The organism is Gilliamella sp. X-46 (genome assembly GCF_057063525.1).
This window is the reverse complement of sequence record NZ_JBXSQH010000001.1, coordinates 47,368-73,334: the sequence shown is the minus strand read 5'-3', so window position 1 is coordinate 73,334 and position 25,967 is coordinate 47,368. Positions and strand designations below refer to the sequence as shown.

General features: G+C 34.8%; 23 protein-coding genes. 9 read left to right on the top strand and 14 right to left on the bottom strand.

Annotated features, from left to right (window positions below):
- Window positions 1–8: 8 nt before the first annotated feature.
- Both lolD and lolC read right to left on the bottom strand, forming a co-directional pair.
- Entirely contained in the window at window positions 9–713 is a 705-nt protein-coding gene (gene lolD / locus ACYIAJ_RS00325; protein WP_483558309.1) for a lipoprotein-releasing ABC transporter ATP-binding protein LolD, read from the bottom strand.
- Window positions 706–1,908: a lipoprotein-releasing ABC transporter permease subunit LolC gene (gene lolC, locus ACYIAJ_RS00320; protein WP_091347251.1), complete on the bottom strand. Its 1,203-nt coding sequence runs from the start codon at window positions 1,906–1,908 to the stop codon at window positions 706–708. The genes lolD and lolC overlap by 8 nt, the downstream gene beginning before the upstream one ends.
- Before the next feature lie 158 nt (window positions 1,909–2,066).
- Here lolC and mfd point away from each other — a divergent pair, with 158 nt between their 5' ends.
- The 6 genes from mfd to mmuM all read left to right on the top strand — a co-directional run bounded on the left by mfd (window position 2,067) and on the right by mmuM (window position 13,087).
- Entirely contained in the window at window positions 2,067–5,525 is a 3,459-nt protein-coding gene (mfd, locus tag ACYIAJ_RS00315; protein ID WP_483564141.1) for a transcription-repair coupling factor, read from the top strand.
- A gap of 36 nt (window positions 5,526–5,561) precedes the next feature.
- Window positions 5,562–7,079, top strand: a complete 1,518-nt coding sequence (locus ACYIAJ_RS00310; protein ID WP_483558313.1) for a YdgA family protein — start codon at window positions 5,562–5,564, stop codon at window positions 7,077–7,079.
- 314 nt (window positions 7,080–7,393) lie between these two features.
- A complete protein-coding gene (locus tag ACYIAJ_RS00305; protein WP_483558315.1) occupies window positions 7,394–8,902 on the top strand; it encodes a DUF945 family protein in 1,509 nt (502 codons plus the stop codon).
- Window positions 8,903–9,104: 202 nt separating this feature from the next.
- Window positions 9,105–10,667 carry a DUF945 family protein gene (locus tag ACYIAJ_RS00300; protein WP_483558317.1) on the top strand — a complete coding sequence of 521 codons (1,563 nt, stop codon included), beginning with the start codon at window positions 9,105–9,107 and terminating at the stop codon, window positions 10,665–10,667.
- 85 nt (window positions 10,668–10,752) lie between these two features.
- Window positions 10,753–12,156, top strand: a complete 1,404-nt coding sequence (gene mmuP, locus ACYIAJ_RS00295; protein ID WP_483558319.1) for an S-methylmethionine permease — start codon at window positions 10,753–10,755, stop codon at window positions 12,154–12,156.
- On the top strand, window positions 12,146–13,087 hold the full coding sequence (gene mmuM, locus ACYIAJ_RS00290) for a homocysteine S-methyltransferase (RefSeq protein ID WP_483558321.1): 942 nt from the start codon (window positions 12,146–12,148) through the stop codon (window positions 13,085–13,087). Before mmuP ends, mmuM begins: the two co-directional genes overlap by 11 nt.
- Before the next feature lie 151 nt (window positions 13,088–13,238).
- On the opposite strand, the gene hxlB is transcribed toward mmuM, so the two are convergent.
- From hxlB to ACYIAJ_RS00255, 7 genes are all read right to left on the bottom strand, one after another.
- Window positions 13,239–13,775, bottom strand: a complete 537-nt coding sequence (gene hxlB / locus ACYIAJ_RS00285) for a 6-phospho-3-hexuloisomerase (protein ID WP_483558322.1) — start codon at window positions 13,773–13,775, stop codon at window positions 13,239–13,241.
- Between the two features lie 10 nt (window positions 13,776–13,785).
- Window positions 13,786–14,436 carry a ribulose-phosphate 3-epimerase gene (locus ACYIAJ_RS00280; RefSeq protein ID WP_483558323.1) on the bottom strand — a complete coding sequence of 217 codons (651 nt, stop codon included), beginning with the start codon at window positions 14,434–14,436 and terminating at the stop codon, window positions 13,786–13,788.
- A gap of 14 nt (window positions 14,437–14,450) precedes the next feature.
- Window positions 14,451–14,966 (bottom strand): YjbQ family protein, encoded by a 516-nt coding sequence (locus ACYIAJ_RS00275; RefSeq protein WP_483558325.1) that lies wholly within the window; start codon window positions 14,964–14,966, stop codon window positions 14,451–14,453.
- 107 nt (window positions 14,967–15,073) lie between these two features.
- Entirely contained in the window at window positions 15,074–15,358 is a 285-nt protein-coding gene (locus ACYIAJ_RS00270) for a PTS sugar transporter subunit IIB (RefSeq protein ID WP_091347103.1), read from the bottom strand.
- A 13-nt stretch (window positions 15,359–15,371) separates the two neighbouring features.
- Entirely contained in the window at window positions 15,372–16,709 is a 1,338-nt protein-coding gene (locus tag ACYIAJ_RS00265) for a PTS galactitol transporter subunit IIC (RefSeq protein WP_483558327.1), read from the bottom strand.
- 29 nt (window positions 16,710–16,738) lie between these two features.
- Window positions 16,739–17,194, bottom strand: a complete 456-nt coding sequence (locus tag ACYIAJ_RS00260) for a PTS sugar transporter subunit IIA (protein ID WP_483558329.1) — start codon at window positions 17,192–17,194, stop codon at window positions 16,739–16,741.
- On the bottom strand, window positions 17,184–19,160 hold the full coding sequence (locus tag ACYIAJ_RS00255; RefSeq protein ID WP_483558331.1) for a BglG family transcription antiterminator: 1,977 nt from the start codon (window positions 19,158–19,160) through the stop codon (window positions 17,184–17,186). Before ACYIAJ_RS00255 ends, ACYIAJ_RS00260 begins: the two co-directional genes overlap by 11 nt.
- Window positions 19,161–19,612: 452 nt before the next feature.
- Here ACYIAJ_RS00255 and ACYIAJ_RS00250 point away from each other — a divergent pair, with 452 nt between their 5' ends.
- Window positions 19,613–19,993 carry a DUF805 domain-containing protein gene (locus ACYIAJ_RS00250; RefSeq protein ID WP_091347107.1) on the top strand — a complete coding sequence of 127 codons (381 nt, stop codon included), beginning with the start codon at window positions 19,613–19,615 and terminating at the stop codon, window positions 19,991–19,993.
- 132 nt (window positions 19,994–20,125) lie between these two features.
- Here ACYIAJ_RS00250 and ACYIAJ_RS00245 read toward each other — a convergent pair whose 3' ends face one another.
- The gene (locus ACYIAJ_RS00245; RefSeq protein ID WP_483564140.1) at window positions 20,126–20,740 is read right to left on the bottom strand and encodes a riboflavin synthase subunit alpha; all 615 of its coding nucleotides are present in this window, start codon (window positions 20,738–20,740) and stop codon (window positions 20,126–20,128) included.
- 165 nt (window positions 20,741–20,905) lie between these two features.
- On the opposite strand from ACYIAJ_RS00245, the gene crcB reads away from it, so the two are divergent.
- Both crcB and ACYIAJ_RS00235 read left to right on the top strand, forming a co-directional pair.
- On the top strand, window positions 20,906–21,283 hold the full coding sequence (gene crcB / locus ACYIAJ_RS00240) for a fluoride efflux transporter CrcB (protein ID WP_160403901.1): 378 nt from the start codon (window positions 20,906–20,908) through the stop codon (window positions 21,281–21,283).
- A 105-nt stretch (window positions 21,284–21,388) separates the two neighbouring features.
- Window positions 21,389–21,781: a SulA-like leucine-rich domain-containing protein gene (locus ACYIAJ_RS00235; protein WP_091347113.1), complete on the top strand. Its 393-nt coding sequence runs from the start codon at window positions 21,389–21,391 to the stop codon at window positions 21,779–21,781.
- 19 nt (window positions 21,782–21,800) lie between these two features.
- Here the strand turns inward: ACYIAJ_RS00235 and ACYIAJ_RS00230 are convergent, their stop codons facing one another.
- From ACYIAJ_RS00230 to ACYIAJ_RS00215, 4 genes are all read right to left on the bottom strand, one after another.
- Window positions 21,801–23,309, bottom strand: a complete 1,509-nt coding sequence (locus ACYIAJ_RS00230) for a class I adenylate-forming enzyme family protein (protein ID WP_483564139.1) — start codon at window positions 23,307–23,309, stop codon at window positions 21,801–21,803.
- A complete protein-coding gene (locus ACYIAJ_RS00225) occupies window positions 23,306–24,136 on the bottom strand; it encodes an SDR family NAD(P)-dependent oxidoreductase (protein ID WP_483564138.1) in 831 nt (276 codons plus the stop codon). Before ACYIAJ_RS00225 ends, ACYIAJ_RS00230 begins: the two co-directional genes overlap by 4 nt.
- A 78-nt stretch (window positions 24,137–24,214) precedes the next feature.
- Window positions 24,215–24,796: a hypothetical protein gene (locus tag ACYIAJ_RS00220; protein ID WP_174786766.1), complete on the bottom strand. Its 582-nt coding sequence runs from the start codon at window positions 24,794–24,796 to the stop codon at window positions 24,215–24,217.
- Window positions 24,797–24,941: 145 nt separating this feature from the next.
- Window positions 24,942–25,853, bottom strand: coding sequence for a LysR family transcriptional regulator (locus tag ACYIAJ_RS00215; protein WP_483564137.1), 912 nt, complete (start codon window positions 25,851–25,853; stop codon window positions 24,942–24,944).
- Window positions 25,854–25,967 lie beyond the last annotated feature (114 nt).

Below are 25,967 nucleotides of genomic sequence, written 5' to 3'. Positions count from 1 at the left end.
TTACCTATTCATTGATTATTTGATGATGCGTTATCAGATAGTTGCCCATCTCTCATCACCATTTGTTTATCAAGTTTATTAGCGAGTTCAAGATCATGCGTCACCACCAAAAACGCGGTGCCATGTTCGCGATTTAGTTTAATAAGTAAATCAAAAATCGCATCAGCAGTTGATTTATCAAGGTTTCCTGTTGGCTCATCGGCCATAACTAGTGCGGGGTTATTAATTAACGCACGCCCAATTGCCACACGCTGACGCTCACCGCCTGATAGCTCAGATGGACGATGATTGGCTCGTTTAGCCAAATTAACCGATTCAAGCATTGCCATGGCACGTTTTTTTGCTTCATTAGGGGATACACCACCAATTAATAATGGCATCGCGACATTTTCTAGCGCTGTAAAATCGGGCAATAAATGATGGAATTGATAAACGAAGCCGATTTCTTGATTACGTAGCTGCGCCTTTTCAACCTCGGATAATTGGTTAAGTTGTTTGGACTTAAACATGATTTCGCCCGAAGTGGGTTTATCAAGCCCACCTAATAGATGTAATAACGTGCTTTTACCTGATCCTGAACTACCAATAATGGCGAGTAATGATTTTGGGTAAATATCAAACGAGACATTTTTTAACACCTCGGTCACCATTTTGCCTTCGTTATAGGTTTTATAAAGGTTCTTGGCGCTTAGAAGTATTTGTGGATTATTCATAACGTAAAGCCTCGGCTGGTTGTATATTGGCTGCACGATATGCAGGATAAATAGTTGAAATTAGCGATAACATAAGCAATCCAATAATAATAAAAACAACTTGTGTTGGCTCAACCAATGATGGCAATTGAATGCCAGCAAACGATAAACCAAGCACTTGCATAATTTCGTTTAGATAACAAGCAAGTAACAGGCCAAATGCACTACCTAATAACGTGCCAATTACCCCTGAACTTGCTCCTTGAATAATAAAAATCAGCATGATTTTAAAACGAGACAAGCCTTGCGTCTTCAAAATCGCAACTTCGCCTTGTTTTTCCATAACGAGTAAACTTAGCGAGGTGATAATGTTAAAAGCGGCAACAATGACAATTAAACTAATCAATAAGCCCATAACATTTTTTTCCATTTTAATCGCTTGAAACAGCTCACCACGTTTAACACGCCAATCATTAAAAACTAACCCGTCTGGTAATGGAGTATTTGTTACAGAAGCAATATCAAGCGGTTTATCTAAAAATAAACGCCAACTTGTTATCATATTAGCAGGGTAACGTAACAAATTCCGAGCATCGGACTGATGAACATAAATTAGAGATTGATTAATATCATGATTAACTGAAAATAGCCCAACAATATTAAATAAGCGCTGTGAAGGAATGCGTCCAACAGGCGTAATTTGACTAGCATCTGTCACCATTAAGCGAATTTTGTCACCAACGGTTACGCCTAATTGATTGGCTAATGTTTGCCCAATAATGACATTATACTGCCCTGCCTGCAAATCCAAAACAGAACCACTATAAATATAATCATTGATTGGGTCATTATCTTCTGGCGTAATACCCATTAAGGTGCTCACAGTGATACTTTGCTCACTTTGCAAAACCACATCACCAGTAACTAAAGGGCTTATATGATTAACGCCTTGAATATGGATAAACTGTTCACGAGTAACAACATTAGGATCAATACGCCCCTGTGGAGTTGTGATCTGCGCTTGAGGTAGAAACTTCAAAATACTACCTTGCATTTGATCTTCAAGCCCATTCATGACCGATAAAACGACAATCAAGCCAATGGAACCAAGCATAATCCCAATCATCGACAACCATGACACAAAGCGACCAAACCCATCCGTTTTTTGCCCATACACATAGCGCAAACCAATAAAAAAGACTAATGGACGAAATATCTTTGACATAAACGTATATATTACCTAAAACTTTTTGACAAAGTTCTGCTAGTTAATTGCAAGGTGCTTATCATACAGGATTAAACAGTTATAGAAAACAACCACGTAATTACGTTATAATCTGTTGATAATTTTTCAGCAATATCAACAAATTCATCATGTCAAAAATACAACCTAGTTCAACATTGATTCCTCAAAAATCGGGTGAAGTAAAGCAAATTGGACAACTTATCGGTTCATCATTGTCACAATTTTGTGCCCAAGTAATAGACGCACACGATGGTTTAGTGGTGATTATTACTGATGATATGCAGCAAACCGCCCGCATACATGGAGAGCTTAAGCAATTTTCGCCGTTTCCTGCTATCTTTTTTCCCGATTGGGAAACATTACCTTATGATAGTTTTTCACCACATCAAGATATTGTATCAGAACGTTTATCCTGCCTTTATCATCTTGGGCATTTAACCAAAGGTGCATTGATTTTACCCATCAATACCTTAATGCAAAAAGTCTGCCCTCAAAGCTATTTAGGCGGGCATGTATTTATAATGAAAAAGGGTCAGCAAATTAGTCGTGAACACTTACGTTTACAACTTGAAAATGCAGGCTATCGCTCAGTCAGTCAAGTCATGGAGCATGGCGAATATGCTACTCGCGGCGAACTGTTTGACATCTATCCAATGGGCAGTGATAAGCCTTATCGTATCGACTTTTTTGATAACGAAATCGACAGCATACGCACCTTTGATGTTGAAAACCAGCGAACGCTTAACGAAATTGAAGAAATCCAGCTACTACCTGCACATGAATTTCCATTTGATAAAGCATCGATTGAGCTGTTCCGCAGTCAATGGCGTGAACAATTTGAAGTCAGATTAGATGCAGAAAGTATCTATCAACAAGTGAGCAAAAATATTTTGCCAACGGGTATTGAATATTGGCAAGCACTGTTTTTTAACGAACCGTTAACACCACTATTTTCTTATTTTTTAGCTAATACCTTAATTATCAATACTGTTAATATTGAGCAATATGCTAATAAGTATTGGCAAGACATTACTCAGCGTTATGAAAGTCGCAAAGTCGATCCTATGCGTCCATTACTTGAGCCTGCAATTATTTGGTCTAAAACTGATGAAATTTTTGCTCATTTCAAAAACTACCCAAGAATAGTAATATCAAATGCGACAATCATAGAATCGAATAGAAATATTAATTTACCTTATTCTGCATTACCTGAAATCGCCATTCAGATCCAACAAAAAGATCCCTATTGGCAATTTCAACAATTTGCTGATAATTTTTCGGGTAAAATCATCTTTTCGGTTGAGTCTGAAGGACGCAAGGAAGCGTTACAAGAAATTCTTGGCAGAATTCGTATTCATCCAACCACCATCAATCAGCTTGATGAACAAACCAATACGGATAACCGTTTTTGTTTAATGATTGGTACCAGTGAACAAGGCTTTATTGATCAACAAAAAAATTACGCTTTTATTACCGAAAACGAACTATTAGGTCGGCGCATTATTCGTCGTAAAAAAGAAAATAAACAAGCGATTAATACCGATTCACTCATTCGTAGCCTAGCTGAATTAACACCAGGAAAACCCGTTGTACATTTAGAGCACGGTGTGGGTCGTTATGCAGGTCTTACAACGTTAGAAACAGGCGGTATTACAGCAGAATATCTAATTTTGTTGTATGCCAATGATACCAAGCTTTATGTTCCCGTTTCGTCATTAAACTTAATAAGTCGTTACTCTGGTGGCGATGAAGAAAATGCCCCACTGAATAAATTAGGCACCGATACTTGGAGTAAGGCTCGGCAAAAAGCGGCCGAAAAAGTGCGTGATGTCGCAGCAGAATTACTCGATATCTATGCTGAACGTGAAAGTAAACCCGGATTTCAATTTCAACAAGACCGTGAGCAATATGAACTATTTTGCCAAGGATTCCCTTACCAAGAAACTGATGATCAACAAAATGCGATTGGTGCAGTAATTGGCGATATGTGCTCGCCTTATGCCATGGACCGATTAGTCTGTGGTGATGTGGGTTTTGGTAAAACCGAAGTTGCTATTCGTGCTGCGTTTTTAGCCGTGATTAATCATAAACAAACAGCGGTTTTAGTGCCAACAACCCTGCTTGCTGAACAACACTACGAAAGCTTTTGCGACCGTTTCGCCAATTGGCCTATCCGTATAGAGAGCCTGTCTCGCTTCAAAACAGCCAAACAACAAAAAGCCATTATAGAAGCTCTTGGCGAAGGCAAAATTGATATTGTGATTGGTACGCATAAATTGCTACAAGAAGATATCAAATGGAAAGATTTAGGTTTACTAATTGTTGATGAAGAACACCGCTTTGGCGTTCGTCAAAAAGAACGCATTAAAGCAATGCGAGCAAATATCGATATTTTAACGCTAACAGCAACCCCAATTCCACGAACGCTAAACATGGCAATGAGTGGTATGCGAGATCTTTCGATTATCGCAACACCACCTGCTCGACGACTGGCGGTAAAAACCTTTGTTCGAGAATATGATGATCTTGTGATTAGAGAAGCCATTTTACGTGAAATTTTACGTGGTGGTCAGATTTATTATTTACACAATGATATCTCTGATATCGAAAAAGTCAGCGAAAAACTGGCAGAACTGGTGCCCGAAGCACGCATTACCATTGGACATGGGCAAATGCATGAGCGCGATTTAGAACGTGTGATGAATGACTTTCATCATCAACGCTTTAACATACTTGTTTGTACTACCATTGTTGAAACCGGTATCGACATTCCCAACGCCAATACTATTATTATTGATCGTGCCGATAAATTTGGTTTAGCTCAGTTACATCAACTCAGGGGGCGAGTTGGGCGTTCTTACCATCAAGCCTATGCTTATTTATTAACGCCACATCCTAAATTACTCACTAAAGATGCTAAAAAGCGCTTAGATGCGATCGCATCCCTAGAAGATTTAGGAGCCGGCTTTGCCCTAGCCACACACGATCTTGAAATTCGGGGTGCAGGCGAGCTATTGGGTAGTGATCAAAGTGGACAAATTGAAACTATTGGCTTTAACCTTTATCTTGAACTGCTTGATGATGCGGTCAAATCATTAAAAGAAGGCAAAGAACCGACACTAGAATCATTACTTAATAGCCAACAAACCGAAGTGGAATTAAGATTGCCGACATTAATTCCTGATGACTTTATTCCCGATGTCAACACCCGACTATCGCTTTATAAACGCATTGCTAGCATTGATGACCTAGACGAGCTAACCGACATTCAAGTCGAAATGCGAGATCGCTTTGGGAAATTACCTGATGCAGTACTATTTTTATTAGAAACCACTAAAATCCGTTATCATGCAAGCCAATTAGGCATTACCAAAATCGAATTTGGCGAAAAAGGTGGTTATATAGAATTCGGCAGTAATAATAAGGTATCAGTCGATTATTTAATTCAAATAATTCAAAAAGAACCAAAAAATTATCGCCTAGAAAGTTCAAATAGATTGAAATTACAAAAATCAGAATTACAACGCATTGATCGCATTGAATATATTAAAAATTTATTGATTGATTTTGCAGAACATCAAGAATAATAATTTAAAATATCATGAATAATTAAGAGAACTATAATGAAAAAACACACACTTGCTATAGGAATAATTGCTGTATTGGGTATGGCTTATGTAGGTACATCATGGTACACCGGTAACATGATTGAAAATCATATCGACAACCAATTAGCCCAAGTCACAAATAAAGTTAATCAGATTCAAGACCTTTTCACATTTTCCGTTACGAAAAGTCATTATGAAAAGGGTATCTTTTCAACTAAAGCACACCTAACTGTGACAGCGTCACTAAATGAATCTACTATCCAAGATGCTACCCCAAAAACTTTATTTGATGACGATGTCACTATCCATCATGGCCCCTTCCCTATTGCTGCGCTTGCCAAAGGGACTTTTGCCCCACAAATGGCTTGGTTAGAATATGAAATGAGCCAACAAGCTAATCCAACGCTTTGGAAACTAGCCGGCAATCGGCCATTTATTAGTGGGCATACAGGTATGAGTTATGGCGAATATATCACCGTTAAACTTGCAAGCAAAGCGATTAAAGCCTCACAGAACGAAATCCAGTCCATTCATGATTGTATCTTAGATATCAGTAACGGCAGTTATACCTTTAGTAGCTATACCAATGGTTCTGACATTAAGGCTGAAATCAAATTGGATAAATTAGTTTTTCTTTCTGACGATACCCATCATTTTAACTTTGATGACTTTAATCTGTCATTAAAGCCACTCAGTACCACTGAAGACATCGATTATGTATTTAATATTGGCAATATTAAATACAGTTTTGATAGCTTTATCTCAAAAGGGAATTTTGATGTCAACAATTTCAAATCCAAAGGTCGGGTTAACTACAAAAATCAAAATATTGATGAGCAAAGCAGTATTGATAAAATCACATTAAATATGAAATCATACACCCCTAAAATCGAATCGGTATCGGTGATTATTAATAAAATCGTGGTGAGTCAAAAAAATGTCTTAAATGACACCAACAATACGATTGATGGTTCGCTTGTCAGTAGCATTGGTTCGATTATTTATGGTCAACAAAATCTGGGCAATGGATCGCTTGATATTAACTTCAAGGGGGTTGATAAACAATTTTTAAATTATCAATTTAAAACACATGCTTCTGACATAAGTAAGAACGACAAACATAATATCGAATTTTCGTTAAATAAATTCAATTGGCACAATGCTGGTGGCGATATCAATGTTAACTTTTTGTTTAATATATCAGATATTAATAACGCAAGTATTAATGAAAAAAATTACGACAAAATCAACACATTTAAATTCAAGCTTGAAGCACCATTTGACGTGTTAGCTCGTTTGTCAGCACAAATCGAAAACCCTAACGCTAGCCATGTTACAGCAGAACAAATTGCAAAAGAAAACTTTGTAATAAAGACCAATTCAAAAAAGCTTTTTAGTCAATCACCATTTTTTACCTTTAATAAAGATCAAACAGAAGGTTTCTACTCTGATGTGCAGTACACAAAAGGCAGTCAAAACGTAAATGTAAATGGGAAATTACTAGATAAAAAAGATTTTTTTAAAAATTTATAATTTGTTTTTGTAACACTCATATAATTATAAATTGTTTCGGTTATTTTGGTTAACTTAGCGATTATTTTAAACTCGAGCATAACGGTTGATAATTTATTGACCATAATACAGTAAGGGATCAATTTAAACTTGTGTTAAATGCGCTTTACAAAAAGTCAAAAAATTATCGCCTAGAAAGCTCAAATCGATTAAAATTACAAAAATCAGAATTACAACGCAATGAACGTATTGAATATATTAAAAATTTGTTGACTAATTTTGCAGATCATCAAGAATGATAATTTAAAATATAATAAATAACTAAGAGAACAAAAATGAAAAAAACTACACTAGCGATAGGAATAATTGCCGTATTAGGAGTTTCTTATGTTGGTACGGCGTGGTACACCGGTAACATAATTGAAAGAGATATTGATAGCCAATTAGCGTTAATCACCAACAATGTTAACCAAATTCAAGACAAATTTACCTTTAATATTGAAAAGAGCAATTACGACAAAGGAATATTCTCAACTAAACTCCATCTAAAAGTGACATCGTCACAAAATCAATCTTTGGATGAAATTGCTACCCCCCAAAAACTATTTGATGATGATATCACCATCCACCATGGTCCTTTCCCTATTGCAGCCCTTACCAAAGGTACATTTGTTCCACAAATAGCTTGGTTAGAATACGAAATGACAGAACAAACTAACCAAAGACTTTGGAAATTAGCGGATAATCAGCCATTTATTTCTGGGCATATGGGAATAAGTTATGGTGAATATGTCACTGCTAAATTGACAAGCAAAGCGATAAAATTTATGGATAACGACTTTGATATTGGCAAAGGTTATTTTACCTTTAGTGGCTATATTGATGGTACTGATATGACGGCTAATTTGCAATTAGATAGATTACCTTTTCTATCAGACGACACATACGACTTTAATGTTATCTTTAGTGACTTGAATCTGTCACTAACACCACTTAGCACACTAGATGAGGTAGATTACAAATTAAATATCGGTAATATAAAATACAGTTTTAGCACATATTCAATAGCAGGTTTGGATATTGATAACATTAAATCAACAGGTAAATTTAATTACAAAACCCAAGATATGGATTCGCAAGGCAGTATCGATAAAATGATATTAGAGTCCCCCCCATCATTATATACCCCAAATATCAAGCCATTGGTTTTTAATAATATCACTATGAAGCAAAAAAGTGTCTTAAATAAGGCTTCTAATATAATTGATAATTCGTGTTTTGCTAATATTGATTCGATTATTTATGGTCAACAGAATCTAGGCAATATTCAGACCGATGTCGAGTTTCAAAGTTTGAATAGAGGTTGGTCCAGTAACCTATTTGATATGAATGATATGAATGATATGAATTTAAACGATATCAATCCCAAACAGAATATCAAATTTTCACTCAATAAATTCAATTGGCACACGCCTGCAGGTGATATTAATATTAACTTAATGTTAGATGTATTTGATATATATGAGATGTCTCTTGTTCAAGACCCTTACGAAAATATTAATGCGATAAAATTCAAGCTCGAAGCACCATTTGACGCATTAGCGCATATATCAGCACAAATAGAAAACCCTAACGATAATAACGTAACACCACAACAAATCACAAAAGCCAATCAAATGATACAATTGGCGGCTAACTTACTTAAATCTAAATCCAGCTTTTTAATGTTAAGCAATGGTAAAACTGATGGCTTTTATTTAGACGTGAACTTAGCTAAAGATAGTGACGAAGTTGAAGTGAATGGTAAAACAATGTCAAAAGAAGAATTCTTAGACAATTTATAACTAATCAGTCAACTTATCTAACTAATCTGATCCGCCAGTCATACTGGCGGATATTATTCAGCTGCCCTTTTCAAAAAAAATAAATTGATAAAAACCGACTTATTACCCTTAAAGAAACTAAAATAATCAAAAAATTATCGCCTATAAACTGCAAATCAATTAAAATTACTAAAATAATACCCAATAAAAAAGAGAAGAAACAATGAAAAAAAGTGTAATCGCTATAGGCATTATTGCAATATTAGGATACGTTGGCTCGTCTTGGTATACAGGGAACGTAATCAAAAACAACATTGACAAAAAAATAGAACAAATTACACAAAAAATTGACAACGACCAAGATGAATTTAGCATTGTAATTGAATATAGCGATTATCAACAATCTATCTTTTCAACCAACCTACACCTTACTGTAAAGGTAATTCCAAAGAATTTTAGTTGGCTTATTGAAGACACAAAAACACTTTTTAATGACGATATCACCATCCACCATGGCCCATTCCCAATCATTGCCCTTTCAGAAGGGAAATTCACTCCACAGATGGCATGGATAGAATATGCAATGAGCGAAGCACTATCGCCAGAACTTTGGCAACTAGCTGGTAATCAACCATTTATTACAGCTAAGCTCGGTATGAGCTACCAAGAAAATCTCACCATAAAATTAGCCAACAAAGCGCTTAATCTTGTTGATTCAGATTCCAATAATAATTCTGAGATTTTGAGTTTTATTGATGGCTCCTTAGAGGTGTCTGATGGTGATATTAATATTGAAGTCAATAAACATCTTTCCGATTTACATGCCCAAGTGAATATAGATAAATTCATTTATAAAAACTATAAAAATTTCTCAAAACCACAAGTCACCCTACAGAAATTTAATTTATCAGCCTACCCAAATTCAGACAAAACAGGAATACATTATAATATCAATGCCGATAAGATTGCATTAGGCTCTCACAATCACTATATCGAACCGCGAATTACTTTTGATAATCTAAAATATCAAGGCGATATCCTTCATAAAACTGGTGTTATAATCCCAAATCATCATACCGAAATGGGAAAAATGACACTTGAATTTAATACCTCTTCAGAACCCGTTCCAGATGATCAAAAGATCATCATTAACAACTTAATGGTCGATCAAGAAAACATCTTCAACCCAACAAACAATACTGTTGATGGCTTATTAAAAGCCGATGCAGAATCGGTATTACTCGGTTTGCCAAATGTAGGCAGTGTTAGTTTAGATCTTAGTTACCAAAATATTCCTGTCACAATGCTATCTAATAATTTTGATTACACCGACTTTGATGACAAACAAACATCATTAAATTCCCAAATTTCACTAAATAAATTCCATTTTAAAAACACCATAGGTGAAGTTAATGCCAATGCTTTTGTAGCTTTATCAGGAATACGCTCAAGACTGGAACGTTTTATAATCAACATTAACAATATTGATAGCCTTAAACTAAACGTCGATGCACCATTTAACGTATTGGCTTATTTCTCAGCACAGCTCAAAACCCCAAATGAAGAAGCATTAACACCTGAACAAATTGAAAAAGAAAATTTATCAATAAAATCATCAATAGCGGAAAATAATTTTATCAAAATCCCACTATTTACCTTTGAAAAAAATAACATTGAAGGGGTCTATTCTGAGGTGGATTATGCCAAAGATAAACAAGAAGCAACATTAAATGGACAAATATTACCAATACAGGATTTTTTACAAAAAGTTTTTGGAGATAATTAATAACAATTAACAAAAAAGCAGCCCACTCATTTATTGGTGGTATATTAATTTAAACATAATAACAATGAATAGAACAAAACGCCTTATGAATACACAACAATCAATCTCATCAAACAAAAACCAATTCAAACGCACCATGAAAACTCGGCATCTTATTATGCTATCACTTGGTGGCGTTATTGGTACGGGTCTCTTTTTTAACACTGGCTACATTATTGCTACCGCAGGTGCAATTGGCACAATTATCGCATATCTAATTGGTGCATTAGTGGTCTACCTAGTCATGTTATGCCTTGGAGAACTCGCTGTCGCCATACCAGAAACAGGTGCCTTTCATACTTATGCCTCGCGGTTCATTAGCCCTGCAACGGGTTATACTGTTGCTTGGTTATATTGGTTAACATGGACTGTCGCACTCGGCTCAAGCATTACCGCAGCAGGATTTTGTATGAAGCATTGGTTTCCAAATACACCTATTTGGGTCTGGTGTTCTGCTTTCTGTACCGTGATTTTGGCATTAAACATCGTTACCGCACAATTTTTTGCTGAGAGTGAATTTTGGTTTTCGATTATCAAAGTAATCACCATTATTATCTTTATTATTGCTGGTGCTGCGGCTATTTTTGGCTTTGTCCCTATGAAAAATGACATCCCTGCGCCCTTTTTACACAATATTACCGATAATGGTTGGTTCCCGAATGGCATTACCCCGATTATTATGACGATGGTATCGGTTAATTTTGCCTTTTCAGGCACGGAACTTATTGGTATTGCCGCTGGTGAAACAAAAGAGCCAGAAAAGACCATTCCGTTAGCAATAAAAACCACAATTCTAAGACTTATCATCTTCTTTATTGGCACCGTTTTTGTCTTAGCAGCCTTATTGCCAATGGATCAAGCTGGCGTTATCGAAAGTCCCTTTGTTACCGTTTTTGAAAATATCGGCTTACCTTATGCTGCCGATTGTCTTAATTTTGTAATTTTAACCGCCATTTTGTCAGCTGCAAATTCGGGACTTTATGCTTCTGGACGCATGTTGTGGTCGCTTTCCAACCAAGGTACATTACCCAAATGCTTCAGTAAACTTAATCAGACAGGCGTTCCAGCCTTTGCTATTTCCATCAGTATGTTAGGTGGCTTATTGGCATTACTCACAAGCATTATTGCGCCTAACACGGTTTTTGTTGCCTTGACAGCTATTTCAGGATTTGCCGTGGTGGCCGTTTGGCTAAGTATTTGCGCTTCACACTTCTTTTTTAGAAAAAGTTTAACTCGTGAGGAGCAAAACAATCTAAAATATAAAGCCCCATTTTACCCACTTGTACCTATTTTAGGCTTTATTTTATGTTTAATTGCTTGTATTGGACTAGCATTCGATCCAGAACAACGTATTGCACTTTATTGTGGCATTCCTTTTGTGGTTGTCTGCTTTATTGCCCACCACTTTACCCAAGCCCATCAAAAGAGAGTGGCAAAAAATGAAAAATAACAATCCAATGAGTGCACTGTTAAAGCAAAAAAAGCACATCATTATTGATGGTGCACTAGCCAGCGAGTTACAACGTCGTGGCTGTGATCTTAACGACAGTTTATGGTCAGCAAAAGTGTTAATCGAAAGACCAGAACTGATCCGCCAAGTCCATTATGACTATTTTAAAGCTGGTGCTGATTGTGCGATTACCGCTAGCTATCAAGCTACACCATTGGGGTTTGCTAAAAAAGGGATTACACTAGAGCAATCCATCAAGCTAATAAAAACCAGCGTCGAGCTTGCCAAGCAAGCAAAGAGTCAATACCTAGATGAAACAAAACAAAATAAAACACTACTAATTGCTGGTTCAGTTGGTCCTTATGGTGCTTATCTTGCAAATGGTTCAGAATATACTGGTGATTATCAACTTTCTGAATCAGAATTTATCGATTTTCACTATAACCGCATCAAAGCATTGGTTGACGCAGAAGTCGATCTGCTGGCTTGCGAAACACTGCCCTCTTTTGCTGAGATCAAAGCACTCACAAAGCTTCTCGAAAAATTTCCAACTGTAACAAGCTGGTTTTCGCTAACATTAAAAGATCCCAATCATCTTAGCGATGGCACCCCATTATCTTTGGTCATTGAGCATCTTAATCACTGTCAACAAGTAGTTAGTATTGGTGTTAACTGCATTGCGCTAGAAAATGTCACTGCAGCGTTAGAATCGTTACAAAAACTTACGCAAAAACCGCTGATTGTCTATCCCAACTCTGGTGAACAATACGATCCAACCACCAAACAATGGCACAAAAATCATCACCACAATTGCACCTTTACAAACCAATTACCCATCTGGTTAAAACTAGGCGCAACATTAATTGGTGGCTGCTGTCAAACAACGCCAAACGATATTAACGAAATTGCAACGTTATTAAAAGGTAGCTAAATCACTTAATATTTGGGCGTAATAATTTATGATGTTCAACCTATCACATTCAAAAACGCCCAAAAACCAACAACAAAAAGGCAATAATAATCGGTCAGAAAAGGTATTGATTTTATTCAATTTTTTATTGACATTTAAAGTGCAAAAAAAATCACTCAATATTCGCATGTCGACACTTCATTACCTCTGGGGTCTGTTGTAAGCTTTCCATTAAACTATAAATAAGACTGTCATAAGTCAGTAATGAGAGTTGCTCAAATGTGCTACCCATTGGTTGGTTTAACTTATCAACTTTTATGGGAATAATAACCATATTATCGGCTAATTTTGCCAAGGTCGAAGTACCGTTTGTTGTGAATAATATGACTTTGACACCCAAGTCTTTTGCCTGCTGTGCATAGGCAATTAAGCTTTTGGTTTCGCCTGAATTAGAGCCTAAAATCAGCAAATCACCTTTATTGGCTTTGGGTTTACTAATTTCGGTAATTAAGCTGACCTTTAAACCTAAATGCATTAACCGATTGGCAAACGCACTTATCATTAATCCCGAACGCCCTGTTCCCGCTAAAAATAGATGGTTTGCACTAATAATCGCATTTTTAAATTCGTGTAATTGCACTTCGTTGATTGTGTCTATTTGTGCCGCTATTTCAGTTAATATATTACTTAATATTGTTTTTATACTCATTGCACTTTCCTTAATTAGTTGCCACTTTTAATTTTTCAATATTGTTTGCAATATCATTATTTTTAAAGATAAACCCACCCGAAACAATATTATTAGCCCCAGCTTTTACGCATAGTGATAGGGTTTTATCAGTAATATTTCCGTCGACTTGAATATCATAATGATGATTGCCTTTTTGCCGTTCTAAGCTCAGTTGTTCAATTTTTTGTAATGTGAAAGGCAAAAAGGTTTCGTTTTTTTGTCCGGGATTAACGGTCATAACAAGGACAAGATCAACAAGTGGCAATAGCATTTTAATGTGTTCAACCGGTGTGCTTGGGTTGATTGCCAGACCGACTTTTATATTATTGTTTTTTATTTTATTGATGATAAACGAATGATGAACCGTTGCTTCAAAGTGAAAAGTGATAATATCGGGTTTAGCTTCAATAAAATCAAAAATTGATAATTCAGGTTTTTCAATCATTAGGTGGCAATCTAAAATAAAATGGGTATGCGATTTCAAATTTGATACAAAACCAGCATTAAAACCTAAATTTGGGACATAGTGATTATCCATTACATCAATATGTAACTGTGTGATGCCTAGTGATTCAAGCGTATTTAACGTTTCTTTGATCAAATAAAGATCTGAATTAAACAATGATGGAGACAAAATCATAGTTATCACCTTTATTAGCAGCCCATCAACATAAAATTAACATTACGGATTCGTTCTCGTAATGCATCCCAGTCAACAAAATAAATTCGCCCTAGTTCGCCCATAAGTGGCTTGCCATCTTTGATGATTAATACTAATGAAAAACTACCAAATAGCGATGATTTGATATGAGCATCGGTATTAAGCATTACCCATTTTTCAGCAGGATAATTGGGATCATTTAGGCTTAAACCAAACTCAATATGCTTTGGTCCAGGACTATTGTATTGATTTTCGCTAGTCATTTTAGGAACAATCTGCTCTAACACATTATTAATATCAACATGCAAATATTCATCACCAAAAAAATTGGTGTCGTGCATACATTCATCAAAAAAAAGTGAACATGTCGTATGCGTTGTAGCGATGGTGAGTTGACCATTTTGGATATTTGATTGTGCAATAAACTGGTTTAATTCATTAGTAATATCATGATAAGAGTGCCGGCCAGATACCGTTTCAATTTTTATGGCGTGGTGATAAATGTTCATATTGGTATTATTCCTTATTTATATGCCCCCATTTACTCGTTTGCCGTTGGGCTAAATAGCAATGTAAATGGGGCTTGGTTTTATACACCTTATTTAATTTGATAATGCTAGATGGCTAAACGCTTTTTTAGTTCAGCAAAAAATTCGTTTAAACCAACGCCAGTCAACAAAGCTAAACCATTTATAACTTTACCCTTAATTGATTCTGGTACGATGGTAGTGCTAATAACTACATCATATGTGTCTATTTTATTTAACTCATCGGCTATTTTTGATTGATAGATTTTGACACTTTCTGTTAATTTTTCATCATTTAGCCATTTAGTCACTTTACTAACAGCAATAGTTGATGTTGCATGCCCTGCACCACACATAATAAGTAATTTTTTCATAATCATGTTCCTTTTAGTACATTTCGATTTTTTTGATTTTATTGATATAAATTAGCAAGCATAAAATCACTAGTGCTAAACCTATCAATCCGATATAACCAAGATAGTTTAATAACAACACAAATAAGGTGACTGGCCATAAACCACATAAAATAACTGTGACAATGCCCGCAGTGCCCACATCATAGTTAGCCAAATGGAATACATCAGTAATAACTGGCGCTAGCCAAGTTGCCATATATAGGCAAATCACTAAATAAATTGTGCCCCCAATAATTGATCGAACGATATTTCCTTTAAAAAACGGAACCATCAAACAGATACCAAAAGCGTAGAAGGCTAAATCACCAAAAGGTAACACTTTATTACCCGGCAAGATTAAGGCCAATAGGAGTGAAACCGGCACCATAATTAATGCCGTTGCCATAACAGCGGGATGTCCAACTGTTAATGCCGCATCCATACCAATATTCACTTGCTTACCATTGAGTTTTTTGCTGGTGAATTCTCGAGCAGCTTCAGCAACCGGTAGCAAACCTTCCATAAACATGGCAACCATTTTGGGCATTATTTTCATAATTGCTGCGGTCGAAATTGCTAGCTTACCAATTTGCGGCACATCATAACCGGCTAAAATTCCCACAACTAAACCAATAATTAAACCAATAACGACCGTATCACCAAAAATACCGAATCTTTTGGTTAGAGCTTCTGAATCGGCATTTAATTGATTAAATCCAGGAATACGATCAAAGATCCAATTTAAAGGAATTGCCACAACAGCACCCGACAAGGCCATCAAGTGAGTAATTGAAATACCTGGATAGCCAAAAAATGAACTTATCGGTTTTTGTAATAAGTCGGCTAAGAACCATTGCAACATAACAGCCGTGATACATCCAATAATCCCTACCCAATAAAACCCCGTTACCGAATAAGCCACTAGGCCTAAGAATATCGCAAACCAAAAATTCCAAATATCAACATTTAAAGTGCGCGTCCAACCGAGTGAAATAAAGATAAAGTTAATTATCAACGAAATAGGAATAAGCAGTAATCCCAACGTAGTTGAAAATGCCAATGGTCCACCTACTCCACACCCAATATCCATGATGCTTAATGATGTTCCGTATTGTTCCCCCATTTTTTGAATTGCAACACCTAAAGTGTCAGACAATAACGTGATAACTAAACCTAAACCGACTATACCAATACCGACAGTAATACCGGACATAATCGCTTTAGAAAACGGCACTCTAAAAAATAAGGCGATAATAAAGATAATGATAGGTAAAAAAACAATCCCACCTAAATTTATTAACCATTGAAAAATGTTAATCACACTATCCATTTTAGGACTCCTTTATAAAAGTTAACTTTCTATTTCACACCAGCTACATTTAAAATAGCGATAAATTCGTTAATTGAATGACATTGTTCCAATAATTTTATTTGTTGTTCATTTTGGAATAAGCCTATTAAATTTTGTAAGTTTTCAACTTGTTCATGAGGTTGTTTCATGGCAAGCATAAAAATAAATTTGACGGGAATTTTTTCGTTTTCATCGGTCATACATCTAAAAATGACTGGCTGTTTTAATGATGCAAAACAAATTTGTGATTGATTAACTTTTGATGAATCCGTATGTGGCAAAGCAAACCCAACAGAATTAACCAATAAACCAGTTGGATATTGTTGTTCTCTTTGTAAAATGCCGTCTAAAAAATCTTGTTTAACTATCCCATTGCTAAATAACATTTGTGCCATTTGCGTGAGAACTTGTTCTTGATTTAATGCCTCGATATTTAAAAGGCATAACTGTTTATCAAAGTACATTTTTGATTCCTCTTTGATTATCCAAAAATAATTTTAGTTGTTTAAAGCTGGTGATATTTTTTAATGCTGATATAGCGTGTTTGTTCGAAACAATTTCGTAAATTTCAGTAAATACTTCATTGATACTATTAATGTTTTTTTCAGAAAGGCTAACCATAATAATCACGCTAACATCAATAACACCCCATTTGATGGGTTTGCGTAATGTCATAATGGATATACTGGATTTAGTCACAAACATCGGTGAGCCATGAGGTAAGGCGATACCATTTTCGATAGCCGTGTCGCCTATTTCTTCGCGCTGTAAAACAGAATCGCGGTAGTGAGAAGTGACATAACCTTTATCTTCAAGACGATGTATTAATTGGTTAAGACATTCATTTTTATTATCAATATTGACATTTAATTGAATAAGGTCAGGATCAACAAATTTTGCCGTGGATGGATAACAATTCTGTTTTTCAGAAAAATCAGACTGTTTATTTAATACATAATTGGCATATGCCTGAATAATATTTTGGTAGTCATTGGTATTTAGCAATGATGATATTTTAACAACTGGCTTATTCAGATTATTGATATCAAGTGTAGTAATAAATAAATCAACATTACTAAGGTTGGTCGATGTCAATTTCGAAACCGAATAAACTTCAATATTATCTTTAGACGGTAATATTTTTCGAACTTTATTAAGAATTAGATTTGATGAACAGCAACCATATTGGCAGACAATCACAATATTATTAGCATCAGCAGCTTTATCTAACGCAATTTGAAAATGAATCAATAAAAATGAGATTTCGTGATCATTTAAGCAAATATCAAATTTACGTTCTAAATCGGAAAGTGCATACCACAATACACTAAATAATTTTGAATATTCGTGTTTTATCTCTTTTAATATCGGATTAATAATACGTATTTGTTTTTGCAAACGGGTAATCATGGGTGGAAAGTGAGATAACAATGAATGGAACAATTTGCTATCTTTCGATAAATCGATTCCTTCAATTTCACCAATTTTTCTTATAATCTTGCGGATGATTTGTTCATAAAAACTATCATCAACTTTTACCGATTCATCGATAATTCTATGTGCAAAAAACAACTTACTAAGGTATTTAATATCATTCGTTGAAAACTCAATGGTAAACGCAACCTCAAGCAGTTGAGCAAGGTCGGATGCAATTAAATACGATTGCATGTAACGAATATGGTTAAATAAAAAATCATCTTCTTCATCGATGGTATAACCTAGCGTTAACCGTTTTAACAGTATTGCTATCGATATTAATAATGATGATAAATAATATTCAGAGGATCGCTGAACAATTGATTCGTAATGTTCAAATAATAATTGGCTAATTTGCTCAAAAGAATCATCATCCATCAATGACTTCATAAGTTGATTAAGATAATAACTGTCTTGTTTATGAATATATAACAATAAAAAATGCTTAATAGCGCGTTGAATTTGGTTTTCTTTACCCTCTACAACAATGGTTTTATGCGTGACATTTAGTAAGACATTTTCAGATGCTAATGAACGGTTAATAAACTCAATATCTTTATGTAGCGATGTTTTACTTACAATATAATCATCAGATAGTTGCTCTAATGAGACGTTTTCTTGATTTAACAAACAACGTTTTACAATATCTAATCGGCGATATTCTGGCATTAATCGACGTGAGTTTTTATTAAAATAGCCATGGCTATTATTTTGCTCTAAATAACCAATTATCGAATCAATACTGCCTTTGTTCCCTACCAGCATTAATCCTTTACGGGGGGATTTTTCGATATAAATATCGCTATTTGGGACGGTTAATAGCTGATCATTTAATTTTTCAATGTCAAAATAAATGGTTTTGGTCGAAATGGATAATTTTGAACTAAAATAGGCAGCAGGTTTAAATTCGGATTCATTAAAAAGCAGTTTCAGTAACTCTATTTGTCTTTCCATTACCAAACTCCTTTTTATGTTTTTTGTAAAATATTCATGATTCAATGTGCTAAAGTATAATTAGTTGAATAAATAAGACGATGACATTTTTTTCCAGATTAATCTGGAATCAGGTGTAATTAAAAGAACTAAAAACAGAATCTATTGGGATGCGATAAGGGATGGCGTATTTATCGGGATTTTTGCTATGATGCTCTAGTTTGTTTACGATTTAATCACGACAAAATTGTGTAATGCAGTCATAGCATTTTAAAATATCAAAGATCTAAATACATAAAAACATTTTATAAAAACAATTCACCTTTAATTTTAATTAAAAATCAATTTGTTATCCAATAAAAATCTGACAGAATTTTTCTTAAAAAAATCTATTTTTATCGATATAAAAAATTTGAAATAACGCTTAATTTATTATATATTTGCGAAGCTTTTAATAAATAAGGAGTATTTAAGTGTTAAGTAAAGCAATTAATTCATGGCTTGATGGCTATAAAAAAATATTTTGTTATAAAGGACGTTCAACTCGTAGTGAATTTGGATTTTTTCTTCTTATCCAATTTATAGTAATGTACCTCTCTTTTTCATTGCTATTCAATCTGGACAATATATTACCATCAGCTTTACTAGGGCTCTGTGTAATGTTGATTTTTATCACCACTTTTCTTGCAACATTGTCTTACAATGTTAGACGATTACATGATATAGGTCAAAGTGGTCTGTGGTGCTTCGTTTATCTTCTCTGTTCAGGAGCTATAATAATTGCATGTTTAATAATAAAACCAACTCCAGGTGAAAACCAATACGGACCTAACCCAAGAACATTGTCAAAATAACAAAATATCCCTTCACCTCACAAGGTAGAGGGATTGCAGTTTTATCTATATTCAATTCCTCGTTCTTAACTATTTTAAACCCTTTATTCTAGGTTTTAAAATAAGTCTCACCTTGGCATTTTAATGATTTAATTAATGCAAATTTTTTGTTGCTAATACTCGCTCAACAGTATCAACAATCGCTTGAGTTTGTGAGTCGATTTCGATATTAACTTTATCTCCAACTTTTTTAGCTTTTAATGTAGTAATTGCAAGTGTTTCGGGGATTAGGTGAATATGGAAGCAATTATCGCTAACTTCGCCAACTGTCAAGCTAGCGCCATCGATGCCAATAAAGCCTTTGTATAATACATATTTGCTAAATTGTGGTGGTAACTGTAACGTCATTTGGCAATTGGTTGCAGTTTTTTCAATATTAACAATCGTTGCTGTGCAAGAAATATGACCAGACATAATATGCCCACCAACTTCATCACCATATTTAGCACTACGTTCAATATTGACAAAATCGTGGATTTTTTTATCACCTAATGTAGTTAATGCTAAGGTTTCTTGCATAATATCAAATGACACCCAATCTTGCCCAAAACCTGTCACTGTCAAGCAACAACCATCATTGGCAACAGATGCGCCAATTTCAAGGTGATACATTAATTTATTGGGCAATTTGACTTTATACGTTCTTAATTTATCTTTATCTACAATATCAATAATCTGACCAACGCCTTGCACAATACCCGTAAACATATATATACCTCAATTATTCTTAATATTGAATATTCTATCGTAATCTGATTAGAATTTCCTATTTCTATTTTCTACTGGTATGATCGTTTTATATATTTATTGATCAATTACTATTGATATCGATAACAAATTCTTATTTCAGTGTATGGGCAAGGATATATTATTATGTTAAAACTAATTTTAGCCATTTCAGTCGGCTCTGTGGCGGGTGGTTTATTGCGTTGGTTTTTATCGCTTAAATTGAATATTATCGCTTTTGCAATTCCGCTAGGCACACTACTGTCTAATTTAGTTGCAGGTTATATTATTGGCTTTGCCATTGCCTTTTTTAACCACTCTAACCTTTCTGCCGAATGGCGTTTACTTGTCATAACTGGTTTTTGCGGTGGATTGTCGACCTTTTCAACCTTTTCAGCTGAAATTGTTAACTTTTTACAAGAAGGTCGAATATCTTGGGGATTAGCAACAATATTGATCCATGTAATTGGCTCAGTTTTAATGACATTTTTAGGTATTTTATCGTATCAATATTTACGTTCTTAAGATGATTCAATTGGAAATAATACAAAAAATAATCATAAATAGAGTTTACAACGCCAAAATACTGTATTAATATACACTGTATATAGAAACAGTATTGAGGTTATTATGTTAATTGAACATTCATCGCAACAACTTATGGCTATTCACTTTGAATCTCCTTTCCAACAACTGTTACAACAACAGCGACCTTTATTAAAATCATTGAATAAAGCCAAAAAATGGCAATTATGGTTATCAGATCGTCCAATGTTAAAACGTTCATGGATCAATACTGCTGGCCTAGACAAACAAAAAGTTGTCCATTTAAGTAATTTAAAAAATGAAAATTTAATATCGACGATAGAAAAGGCTTTACGAAGCAAAACTTGTAGTTATATTGTTGCTTGCATTAACGATCTTAATGAACAAAACAAACAGCGATTACAGCAAGCCGTATTATCAAGCAATACCTGCTTGCTTTTAGTTCACGATGAACAGTGTGGACAACTAATTCAATAGCATCAAGCACAAAATATGGTTAAGAAGACAAATACAATTGAGCGAGTTTTTTCCGATCAACTTTACCAATCCCTGTCATGGGTAATTGATCGATAATGACGATCTTTTTCGGCATTTGATAACGGGCAACTTGAGACTTTAACCAATCAACTAGTACTGTTTCGGTTATTTTGGTATTAGATACTAAAACAACAAAAGCCACTAACCGTTGCCCAAATTCTGTATCAGGAACACTAATGATGGCGATATCTTTTATATCGGGATGCGACAGTAAGCTTTGCTCTAGTTCAAACGGATAAACATTTTCGCCACCAGACACAATCATGTCATCTACTCGACCTTGTAGATAATAATATCCATTAGTATCCTTATCGGCTAAGTCTCCTGTTGCTACCCAACGATTACCTAGTGTTGACCAAGCACATTTGATATAGAGTTCGTTTCGCCCTTCTTTTGTCACTAATTTAGCACAAAGACCTCTAAGTGGTTTACCAATTGTAGTTGGCTCGATGGCTAAATCCTCTGGGGTGGCAATCATACAAACACCTGCCTCTGATGTTCCATATAAATTAAACAAAATCTTACCAAGACAATTTAGAGCTTGTTTAACCAACGTTGCTGTAATGGGAGCGCCACCGCTGATAATACAACGTAAGCTTTTAAGTTGATCTTCGGAATATGTTAGCATTCGATTTAACATTAATGGCACTAATGTAACCACTTCGATTTTATTGTAAGAAATTAATTGGCACGCTTTTGAAGCTTCAAATCGTTTGGTTAAAAACATGGTAGCACCTAACAATACTGACATACATAAAGTCGCTATCCCAAAACCATGATAAATCGGCGTTGCAATATAGATTTTTTTATAATGACTAAGATTCAATTTAATTAGCAATTGAAAAAAAGGACTCATAAAATTTTGCGCCTTACTACTACGACCAGCTATTTTAAAGCGCCCTGTCGTACCGCTAGTTAAAACAGTTATTTTTGAAAAGTTGGTCACTTTAATTTTAGTTTGATGCATTAGCGGTAAGGCAGTTAACAAGGAATAAACGGACTGTTTACTTTCATGGTAAGTCGGCAATGCTTTGATGGGTGGCAGATTGGTGATTTCTGGATCATGAATAATCCAATCAAATTGTACATTATTGTTAATATCATTAAGTTGTGTTGCCGATAACTCCGTATTTAATAGATAAATATCAGCGCCAAGCCTTGCAACGGCAAATATTGTATACACAAGATTAACGTGATTACTTGCGATAATAGCAATTTTTTGATGAGGTTTAATACCACAATACATCGCTAATTGCGTTGCCAAATGTTGAGATTGAGAATAAAGCGTATGGTAATTAATGCACACACCATCTTCGTTAATCGCAATTTGCTCAGGGCAAAGCTTTTGACGAACATAAAGTAAAGCCATTAAATTCATACCGACAAGGCGAATACTAGCTAATAGATGCCAAATACCTTTAAAAGTCAACAATTGCGTTTTATACAAGGCTAGAATCGATTTTATCATTGTTTTTTCTTAATATAATAATAATTTAATTTGCACCATACGCCATTAAAAATAACTGAAGCAAGTTGTCCAATAATAACCCACCATGGTTTATATTGACGTTTTTGGCTAACAAGCAAACGGCTAATAATGGTTGCTGCTTGACAGGGTTGCAGTGCAGGTAGTTTTTTATAGATTTTGGTTGGCGCTATCATTCGGGTTTTAACCAAAGGCAAATAAGCTGTAGAAACTTTTATTTGCCGGTTTTCAAGCTCACTACTGGCACAGCGTAGCCACTGATCAAAAGCAGTTTTAGACGCCTGATAAGCTGCCCAATTAACTGTTGGCGCTAACAGCACATTTATAGCCGACACATTAATAATGTGCCCTTTAGATTGTTGTAATTTAGGAATTAACGCCAAACACAATTTGACCGGTGCCAAATAATTTAGCTTGATGGTTCTTTCAAAATCATGCATACGATCTAGTGATTGCATAATTGGACGGCAAATCGATATGCCAGCATTATTAATAAATACATCAACATGGTAAGACGCTAAATAAGCAATAAAACTATCTAACTGTTCAACATCACGCAAATCGGCACAAAACAGATCGATTTTTGCTTTTTTGTTAGATAACGATTGCTCAATTAATTGTAATTTATCTGCAGTTCGAGCTACCAAAATAAGTTGACACTCAATATCGGATAAAAGATGGCACAAAGCTTCACCAATCCCAAAACTCGCCCCTGTAATAATAATAGTTTTATGCCGTAAACACTGCGCTAACTGACAAAAATTAGGTTTGCGTATGGGAAAAAGGAGACAATTAAGCAAGTTAGTCAAAATCTTCATCTATCAATAGTCAGTATTTTAATGTAACAGTATAAAATTAATGTTAAATAAGTCAATATGATAGACCCTTTAACAAGGGCCCATTAAACAGCCAACCATCATCAGTGGAACAAAAATTGGAAATATAATCAATCCAGCCACATCACCTTTGATATCAAGATCCGAATCTATCTCGTGATTTGGTCTAACTAATACAGTTATTGATTTTGGCAATAAATATTGATCAGACAATGTATTGGCTTGCCTATAAACATTCCCTTTTGTTGTAAATAACACTTGATAATAACCATTTTTCAAAATCACATTTGATTTATACTTTTCGAGTAACTTTTTATCACTTAATCTCTTATTTTCTGGGATAAAATTGATATACTGAGCAGTAATTTCGCCATCTAAATTATCTTGATAAAAAATGATGGATACACTTTCAACATCATTTTTATATTCGGCTAAAAAATCACGATAATTTTTCAGTTTTTTTAACGCATCAGGGTGAGTAAATTGGTATGAGTATTGTTCAGACTCGGCAATAATACCGGTGTTTTCATCTACTTTTAATTTTATAATAGTGTCATTGGTTGGCAAAATTTTGACTTGCTTATGTGCACAACCACAAAGACAAAAAATAAGAATAAAAATAAATCCTTTCATTATAACCTTCCTGCTTTCAATATATTATATGCATCATTATTTTGTCCGTTTTTTTACAATCCAAAATAGCCTAACAATATCTGCATAATTTTGATATAAATTATATGAACTTAAAAAAATAATTCAAACAATCACTGTTGTTTTTTCAACTAACTGACCATTGATAATCTTTTAGCTCACTAATCAAAAAATCGATTAAACAACGCGTTCGGAGTGGTAACAATTTACGGCTTGGGTAAACCGCATAAATGTTCAAATCCTCAACTTTATAATCCAACAAAACACGCACCAACCGCCCTATTTTAATATCTTGACCAATAATAAAATCAGGTTGCAACGAAATACCGCCCCCTTGTAACATAATCTGACGACAAGTATCACCATTATTACAATAGATATTCGCCTTTAAATTAACCGACAGATCGACATTATCTTTATAAAAATGCCATTGCTCCTTTTTAGCCCACTGACTATACATCACAATTTTATGATTGAACAAATCATCAGGATCATTCGGCATGCCATATTTAGCGATATAATCAGGCGAAGCGGCAACTATAATTTGCGTGGTTGCCAGTTTACGACTAATTAGCGAGGAGTTTTCTAACCGACCAATTCGAACAGCAAGGTCGTAGCCCTCTTCAAGCAGATCAACCACACGATCTGACAACGTAATATCTAGCTCAATCTTAGGGTACTTATCGATAAATTTTTGCCATAAAGACGCTAAATGTAAAATTCCAAAACTAACGGGCACATTAACCCGAAGTATACCTTGTGGACTTGCGTGATCTAAAGTGAGGCTGTTTTCTGCTTCTGCAGTAGCATTAATTATGGCTTTAGCTTGCAAATAAAAAGTTTGCCCTTCAAGAGTGATAACCATTTTGCGAGTGGTTCGTTGTAACAATCGTACTTGCAAACGATCTTCTAACGCTTGAAGGTAACGTGACACCGCTTGCTTAGACATCTTTAACTTAACCGCAGCATCAACAAAACTATTACAATCAACCACCGTCACAAAGACCATCATTTCTAGTAATTTATTAGATCTATCCATCTGCCTTCACCTACCAAGCAATTGTTCCACTTATTGTGACAATAAGTCACATAATAGCTTATTTATCTATAAAAAATAACTATTAAGATAAACAAATAGTGCTAACCAATCACA